This is a genomic window from Methyloceanibacter sp., from assembly GCF_058506495.1.
This window is the reverse complement of record NZ_JBZMXT010000091.1, coordinates 1-8,055: the sequence shown is the minus strand read 5'-3', so window position 1 is coordinate 8,055 and position 8,055 is coordinate 1. Positions and strand designations below refer to the sequence as shown.

Sequence of the window (8,055 nt, the reverse complement as noted above, 5' to 3'; positions counted from 1 at the left end):
CGCAAAACCCGACGCGAAGCCCGAAACGCGCGAAGCGCCGGTCGAAGAAGAGGAAGTAACCCATGGCGTCTGACATTCTGATCGTCGACGATGAGGCCGATATCAGGGAGCTCATCTCCGGCATCCTCGAGGACGAAGGTCACGGCACCCGCGTCGCAAAGGACAGTGACGAAACGCTGCAAGCAATCGAGGAGAGGAGGCCTTCTCTCGTAATTCTCGATATTTGGCTTCAGGGCTCGCGGCTAGACGGCCTCGAGTTGTTGGAGGAAATCAAGAAGGCACACCCGGACTTGCCAGTCATTATCATCAGCGGTCACGGCAATATCGAAACCGCCGTTTCGGCGATACAGCGCGGTGCGTACGACTATATCGAGAAGCCTTTCAAGGCCGACCGGCTCGTGCTCATCACAGCGCGTGCGCTCGAAACATCAAAGCTGAAGCGCGAGAACCGGGAACTGCGCGAACGCAGCTCCTACTCCTTCGAAATGGTCGGCACGTCGCCGGCAATTGCTCAACTTCAGCACGCCCTTGAGAAGGTGGCTCCTACAAATAGCCGGGTTCTGATCAGTGGCCCCTCCGGATGCGGCAAGGAGCTTGCCGCGCGGGTGATGCACGCCAAATCGCAACGTGCCGACGGTCCATTCGTCGTTCTGAACGCCGCTGCGATGGTGCCAGATCGGATGGAGTTGGAACTCTTCGGAACGGAGGAGGGCACAGGCACGGGGCCGCGAAAAGTCGGCGCGCTCGAGGAGGCTCACGGCGGCACGCTCTACATCGACGAGATTGCCGACATGCCGCTAGAGACCCAGGCAAAGATCCTTCGGGTGCTCGTCGAACAGCGGTTCCAACGGCTCGGCGGTGGCCCGAAGGTGCATGTCGACGTGCGGGTCGTGTCATCGACTAGCCACGACCTTCAAATGGAGATTTCGGCAGGACGCCTGCGCGAGGACCTGTATCACCGGCTCAATGTTGTCCCGATCCGAATTCCCGGGCTCTCGGAACGTCGAGAGGATGTTCCGGACCTTGTTCGCTATTTTGTGCAGACCATCTCGGTGGCCTCGGGCCTGCCGCCGCGCCGGATTGGCGAGGACGCCATGGCCGTCTTGCAATCGCACGAATGGCCGGGCAACGTCCGTCAGTTACGCAACAACGTCGAACGGCTTATGATCCTGGTAGGTGGCGATGCGGACACGATCGTAACCGCGGATATGCTGCCAGACGAGATCGTCTCTCCTGTGCCGCTCACGCCAAACGGGGCGGGCGGCGAGCATCTTATGTCGCTGCCCTTGAGAGACGCCCGCGAGATTTTTGAGCGGGAGTACCTGCTGGCCCAAGTCAATCGTTTCGGTGGGAACATCTCGCGCACTGCCGAGTTTGTCGGCATGGAGCGTTCCGCGCTCCATCGGAAACTTCGCGCACTGGGCGTCAATTCCAACGAAAGAAACGCCGCCGTCGGAAGAGCCTGATCTTTACTCAAGCTGCAGTCGCGAGCGCTTCGGCAGCGAACATAGTCCGCGCAGCCTTGGGTTTCTCTTGATCGCCTAGTTGAGCCGGCGTGAGTACCGCTCGTTCTCCTTGAGCCGTCGTCAGTATACGCACTAGCGGCGAAACGGGCGCGGCCACGCTAGCGCCTCGTCGCGCCTTCCCGTGGCGACGCAAGCGCAGGCTAGTCCTAACGGGTATCCACCAGCGTTTGCACGAGCGGGCAAGATCACTGCAACCGCGTGTTTTTTCTCTCCTCGAGATCAAAATGCCGACATTCTCAACCAGCCCCGAGGTTCCCGGAACTGAGCGGGCGCAGTAACGCACTGGTCACAGGCTGAGCCCCGGCTAATTCATGGGAAGACCCGCTTCAGGCCGGCCCCTTAGCGGAACCCGATGCCGTCAAAGGCGCTGGGAACCGCGACCTCGCCCTTTTCATTGGCCGTGGATAAAGCAAATGAAAGAAACGCTGCAATGCGTTAAGATATATTGGTGACTCGCCTTCGAGAGGAGGTGCACGAAGGGAATTCCTCCTTAGTCTAATACCTTAGAGATGTGAATTGTGTTTACGTCTTAAGACCCTCATACGCCGGTTCGTCTCAATCCGGAGCCCTATTTGAGATCAAGCGTGAACCAAAGGGACAATAAGCCCATGCCGACAGAGCGCACGCAAAGCTTACAAGACACTTTTCTCAATCACGTTCGCAAAGCCAAGATTCCGCTCACAATTTTCCTCGTCAACGGCGTTAAACTGCAGGGCGTCGTGACTTGGTTTGACAATTTTTGTGTTCTGCTTCGCCGCGACGGCCATTCGCAGCTCGTCTACAAGCATGCCATTTCGACTATCATGCCTGGCCAGCCCATACAGCTCACTGACATCACCGATGCGGAAGGTACCGCGGAATAATTGCGTCAAACCGACCCTAAACAGCTCGCAAGTAAAAAGGGACCGAGAGAACGCAAAGAGCCGCGCTCACAGCATCGCGTGCGCGCCGTTGTCTTTGTGCCGATCCTAGAGTCGAAATCCAGAAAGTCCCGGGCAGGGGATCTGCGGCAGGCAACGAGATCGGCGCCGATGCGTACACCTCAGGCCCGGCTTGAGGAGGCTGTGGGTCTCGCGGCCGCGATCGACCTCAACATTCAAGCGAGCGGCGTGGTGCCGGTGCCTCAGCCGAAGCCGGCGACGCTGTTCGGCTCAGGCAAAGTCGAAGAACTCGCGGGCGTGATCCGCATGGAGGAGGCCGAGGTCGTCATCGTCGATCACCCGCTTTCGCCAGTCCAGCAGCGAAATCTCGAAAAGGCCTGGCAAGCGAAGGTGCTGGACCGAACCGGTCTCATTCTGGAGATCTTCGGTGAGCGCGCGCGGACGCGGGAAGGGCGCCTTCAGGTCGAACTGGCCCATCTCGTCTATCAGAAGAGTCGACTGGTTCGGTCTTGGACGCACTTGGAGCGGCAAAGAGGTGGTTTCGGATTTATGGGCGGTCCTGGCGAGACCCAAATCGAGACCGACCGGCGCTTGCTGTCAGAGCGCATCACGAAGATTCAGAAAGAGCTGGAACACGTTCGCCAGACGCGGGCGCTGCACAGGAAATCGCGCCAACGCGTGCCCTATCCAGCGGTGGCACTGGTCGGGTACACCAACGCGGGCAAATCGACGCTCTTCAACACACTGACGGGCGCTGAGGTCTTGGCCCAGGACATTCTGTTCGCCACGCTCGACCCAACAATTCGCGCGCTTAGTCTGCCCAACGGGTCGAAGTCCGTTCTCTCCGATACGGTTGGCTTTATCTCAGACCTTCCGACGACCCTTGTAGCCGCGTTCCGTGCGACGCTCGAAGAGGTTCAAGAGGCCGACCTCATACTCCACGTCCGCGATATCGCGGATGGTGCGTCCGACAGCCAACGCGCTGATGTAAACGCCGTTCTTGCAGATCTCGGGATCAACGCAGACGAAGAACCGGATCGGGTGCTGGAGGTTTGGAACAAAGCGGACCTTCTCGATGCGACCGCGTGTGAGCATGCGGAGAACGAAGCCGCACGCCATGGTGCGATTCTTGTGTCGGCTGTGAGCGAGACAGGACTCGACACACTGCTCACAGAAATTGAAAGCCGGCTTAATCGGCGCCGCCAAATGCTTGAAATCGTTGTGCAACCGCAGGAAGGGGCGCTGTCCAATTGGATCTATGAGAACTGCGAAGTGATCTCACGCGCCGAACTCGGTGAAGGCGTTGTCTCTCTAAGGATCCGAGTAGCGCCTGAGAAGCGCGACAAGCTTGCACGCGTCGCTGGCGCTTCACGTCTCCAGGCCGCTGCAGAGTAGGGCACTCCCTGCTCTCAACGCTCTAGCGGCTAGTCTTGCTAAGTGGCGTCTATCTCTGCGCGTTTCGCCGCATTCCAGAGCGCTTCCATCTCGTCGATATCGGCATCCTTTGGCCTGCGTCCCTGATCCGCCAGCGCCGCCTCGATATGCCGGAAACGCCGGATGAATTTTGCGCACGTTCCGCGCAAGGCCGACTCCGGGTCGACGCCAAGGCGACGGCCGACATTAGCCAGCACGAACGCCACATCTCCAAACTCGTCAGCGATCCGGTCTTTCGATTCACCGTTTGCAATGGCATCCTTGAGCTCGGCAAGCTCTTCCTCGACCTTGTCGATTATCAGTCCGACATAAGACCAATCGAAGCCCACGTCCGCGGCACACTTTTGCAGCTTCGAGGCGCGCGTTAACCCTGGCAGGCCTACCGGGATATCGCTCAGAATGCTGATCGTATCGGTAGCTTCACCGCGCTCAGTTTTTTCCTCGGCCTTGATCCGTTCCCAGAGACCGGAGTTCAAGAACTCATCGCGCCGTGCCGGATCCTCAAACACATGCGGATGCCGCCGGATCATCTTCCGCGTGATCCCGTCAGCGACATCATCGAACGAAAACGACCCTTCCTCATTGGCCATCTGCGCGTGGTATACGACTTGAAGTAACAGGTCACCGAGCTCGTCCTTGAGGCCAATCTTGTCGCCGCGTTGAATGGCGTCGGCCACTTCGTAAGCTTCCTCGATGGTGTGGGGCGCAATGCTCTCAAAGTCCTGCTTCACGTCCCACGGGCATCCAGCCTCAGGGTCCCTTAGCCGCGCCATAACAGCGAGTAGATCCGCAAGTGTATACGTCTCGTCGTCGGACTTTATGCGCGGTTTGGTCATTACAGCCATCCCAAAGGGCAGACCCTCGGAGTCATGTTTTTAATAGATAGAACATTGCCTTACGCACCAAACCTAAACCGCCTCAAGGCCACATCCTGGATTCGCATAAGGTATATTATGGAAAATACTGGCTGTTGGACCTACATACGCGGCGGCGTCTGCAAGGCGCCGGCTTGACACGATACCTACACCTTAGCGGCGTTCGTAGTTATCCCTGATAAGTCGGTTGAGCAGCCTTACGCCAAAGCCAGACCCCCAACTTCGATTGATGTCGCTGGCCTCAGAGCCCATGGCGGTGCCGGCAATATCCAAATGCGCCCAAGGCGTATCCGGCTTGATGAATCGCTGGAGGAATTGGGCTGCCGAGATTGAGCCCCCCCAGCGGCCGCCCGTGTTCTTAATATCAGCGACCTTGGAGTCGATGAGCTTGTCGTATTTGGGCCCGAGTGGCAGCCGCCACAATTTCTCGCCAGTCTCCAGACCCGCGGCGATCAACTCCTCCGACAGCTCGTCGTTGTTGGAGAACAGGCCAGCATGCACTTTGCCGAGGGCAACCATGACGGCGCCGGTCAGCGTCGCGAGATTGATGACCGCTTTCGGCTTGTACTTCTCCTGGACGTACCAGAGGCAGTCGGCCAGAACCATGCGCCCTTCCGCGTCCGTGTTGATGACCTCAATCGTCGTGCCGGACATGGCCTCAACGACATCGCCCGGACGCGTCGCCTTTCCGCTTGGCATATTCTCCACCAAACCAATGACGCCGACTGCGTTAACCTTGGCCTTGCGTTCGGCGAGGGCCAACATGAGACCAGCGACGCAAGCCGCTCCGCCCATGTCGCCCTTCATGTCTTCCATACCGCCGGCAGGCTTTAGGGAGATGCCGCCTGTGTCGAACGTGACACCCTTGCCGACAATGGCGATGGGCTCGCCACCCTTCTGACCGCCACCCTTCCACTGCATCACGGCGATGTGGCTGGGATTGTCGCTGCCCTGCCCGATCGCCAAAAGCGCGCCCATACCGAGCCGCTTCATTTGTGCCTCGCTCAAGATGGTGACCTGAACGCCGGCTTTGGCGAGCGTTTTCGTTCGGGATGCGAACTCGGCCGGGCTCAGGACGTTGGCGGGTTCGTTTACAAGGTCGCGCGCAAAATTAACACCTTTGAGAACGGCGCGTGCTTGACCGTAGGCCCGCGTACCCGCCCGAGGATCCGCGAAATGAAGGACAAGTTTTTTGAGCGTTTTCGCATCACTGTCCTTCTCGGCTTTCTCAGACTTGTACTTATCGAAGTTGTAGCTGCGCAACTGCGCTCCAAGCGCAAAGTCTGCTGCATCTTCCGGCGATATCTCGTCTCTCGCCGCCTCAAGATAGACATGCGCCGTATCGCCCTCTCGGCCCGAAAGCTTGCCGCACACGGCACCCCCAAGATTGACCCAGTCGTCGTTCTTAAAGTCTTTTGGCTTCCCAAGCCCGACGAGGAGAATGCGGGCGAACTTCACGCCTTGCGGCGCAAGCACATCCACACTCGCTCCCCTTTTCCCCTTGAAGCCGGCTATCTTGGCGGCAGCCCTCAAGAGACCCTTCGTCTTCTTGTCGAGATGTTGTGCCGCGGGAGAGAACCTGTTGCCCTCCTCCGCAAACACCACAGCAATTCCATCGGCGGCTGCAGCGGTCGGGCTGGCGAACGTCAACGTCGTCGGATTAGTCAACTTCAACTCCATCTTTGGGTAACACCGCTCTGAAATGAAGCGGCGGTCGGCAGGAAATGGGTCTCGCGGGCGCCCGCGGGCCTGTGGTGCATTGATGCAACATCGGCAGGAAAACTTCCGCAGTACGTAGGTGTTGCGGGAAACGAAAGCAACCCGTTCAAATTGGCCGAAATTCCGCCATGTTAAACTGGTCGAATTTCTAAAAGAAACCAGCTGGTTGTCGCGAATTTGGGGGCATTTTCCGGCGGCTGGATTTCGGCTCGTGTAGGGGACTTCGAAAACTTAGGCTTATGAAGCTGTTTAGCCGATACATGTTTCGGCAGGTGACGGGCGCGTTCCTGCTCATCCTGCTCACGCTGACGGCCATCATCTGGCTGGCTACAGCGTTGAAACAACTCGACCTTATCACGTCGCAGGGTCAGGGACTCAGCATCTTCTTTCAGATGACGGCGCTAAGCCTGCCGAGCCTAATTGCGCTTATTGCGCCCAATGCTGTCCTTATGGCCGCGCTGTACACCCTCGACAGGATGAACGGCGATAGCGAGATCATTGTGATGACCGCCGCCGGCGCAACGGTGTGGCGGATTTGCCGCCCCCTCATTGCTCTCGCGCTGATCGTAAGCACCTTGATCTTACTCGTGAACGTATACGTCAACCCGGCTTCCATGCGGGCTCTACGAGATCTGATTACACAGGTGCGGGCCGATCTGATCTCCCAAGTCCTTCAACCAGGACGGTTTTCTAGCCCAGAGCGCGGCCTCACCTTCCATATACGTGGTCGATCGCCGGACGGCGAGTTGCTGGGCCTCCTCTTTCATGATGAGCGAGATTCCAAGCAGGTCATGAGCTATCTTGCAGACAGAGGCCGCATCCTGAGTAACGATACCGGCAGTTTTCTGATTATGTTCGATGGTTATGTCCATCGCTACAACGCCAGAGATAAAGAAAGAGCGGTCCAGATTATCGCTTTCGATCAGAATATGGTCGATCTTTCAAAGTTAACGGAAGGTGGAGGCAATCAGAAAAAGCTTGAGCCCAAACAAATGCCGACCATAGATCTCATATTTCCTCCTCGGGAATACGAGCTATCAGAAAAAGAACGCGGCCTTTTGCGTTATGAATTACATGATCGATTAGCAACGCCGCTCTATCCTCTTGCGTTCATCTTCCTTGCCATTGCGCTCATGGGCCAGGCGCGAACGACCCGCGAGAGTAGATGGGGCCAGATTCTCACGGTTTTTGGGCTTGCTGTTGCCATCAGGGTCGCCGGAATAATGGCGGGTAACCTCGTCACGCTGAGTGCGTGGGCGGTGGTCCTGGTATATGCTATTCCAATCGGGGCGATTCTGATTGCGGCGTGGACGGCGCACGTTAGAATGTCGCCGGAACTGCGGTCCAGGCTGAACTTCGAGCTCAAGTTTCAGCCTAAAAACATAAAGTTGTGGACTGCACGAGGGGTACAGACGGGGTGAAGGCGCAGATGCCAGGCATCAGTGCAGGTCGAACGCTCGCGCGCTATTTCTCTGCGCGATTCCTCGCCGCTATGGTGGCGATGTTCCTAGTATGCTGCGTACTGATCTTCTTCGTGGACTTCATAGAGATTCTTCGACGCTCGGGAAAATACTCGAACGAAGCGTCGGGTTTTCTTTTGGTGTGGATCACACTCCTGCG

At 57.8% G+C, this 8,055-nt stretch carries 6 protein-coding genes and 1 pseudogene; 5 read left to right on the top strand and 2 right to left on the bottom strand.

Annotation, left to right across the window (positions count from 1 at the left end):
- Nucleotides 1–62 precede the first annotated feature (62 nt).
- From ntrX to hflX, 3 genes are all read left to right on the top strand, one after another.
- Complete coding sequence (gene ntrX / locus AC33YF_RS11940) at nt 63–1,466, top strand: nitrogen assimilation response regulator NtrX (RefSeq protein ID WP_491777430.1); 1,404 nt, start codon at nt 63–65, stop codon at nt 1,464–1,466.
- A 668-nt stretch (nt 1,467–2,134) separates the two neighbouring features.
- Nucleotides 2,135–2,389, top strand: a complete 255-nt coding sequence (gene hfq / locus AC33YF_RS11935; RefSeq protein WP_491777429.1) for an RNA chaperone Hfq — start codon at nt 2,135–2,137, stop codon at nt 2,387–2,389.
- Between the two features lie 102 nt (nt 2,390–2,491).
- Nucleotides 2,492–3,802 carry a GTPase HflX gene (gene hflX / locus AC33YF_RS11930; protein WP_491777431.1) on the top strand — a complete coding sequence of 437 codons (1,311 nt, stop codon included), beginning with the start codon at nt 2,492–2,494 and terminating at the stop codon, nt 3,800–3,802.
- 38 nt (nt 3,803–3,840) lie between these two features.
- On the opposite strand, the gene mazG is transcribed toward hflX, so the two are convergent.
- Entirely contained in the window at nt 3,841–4,677 is an 837-nt protein-coding gene (mazG, locus tag AC33YF_RS11925; protein WP_491777428.1) for a nucleoside triphosphate pyrophosphohydrolase, read from the bottom strand.
- 192 nt (nt 4,678–4,869) lie between these two features.
- Complete coding sequence (locus AC33YF_RS11920; RefSeq protein ID WP_491777427.1) at nt 4,870–6,384, bottom strand: leucyl aminopeptidase; 1,515 nt, start codon at nt 6,382–6,384, stop codon at nt 4,870–4,872.
- A gap of 290 nt (nt 6,385–6,674) precedes the next feature.
- Here AC33YF_RS11920 and lptF point away from each other — a divergent pair, with 290 nt between their 5' ends.
- Both lptF and AC33YF_RS11910 read left to right on the top strand, forming a co-directional pair.
- Nucleotides 6,675–7,856, top strand: coding sequence for an LPS export ABC transporter permease LptF (gene lptF / locus AC33YF_RS11915; protein ID WP_491777426.1), 1,182 nt, complete (start codon nt 6,675–6,677; stop codon nt 7,854–7,856).
- An 8-nt stretch (nt 7,857–7,864) separates the two neighbouring features.
- Nucleotides 7,865–8,055 (top strand): annotated as a pseudogene (locus tag AC33YF_RS11910) (LPS export ABC transporter permease LptG); the annotation flags it as partial.

Bases quoted from the DNA above. Each gene is read 5' to 3' on its own strand.
- lptF (WP_491777426.1), top strand. From the start codon at position 6,675: ATGAAGCTGTTTAGCCGATACATGTTTCGGCAGGTGACGGGCGCGTTC.
- mazG (WP_491777428.1), bottom strand. From the start codon at position 4,677: ATGACCAAACCGCGCATAAAGTCCGACGACGAGACGTATACACTTGCG.
- hfq (WP_491777429.1), top strand. From the start codon at position 2,135: ATGCCGACAGAGCGCACGCAAAGCTTACAAGACACTTTTCTCAATCAC.
- ntrX (WP_491777430.1), top strand. From the start codon at position 63: ATGGCGTCTGACATTCTGATCGTCGACGATGAGGCCGATATCAGGGAG.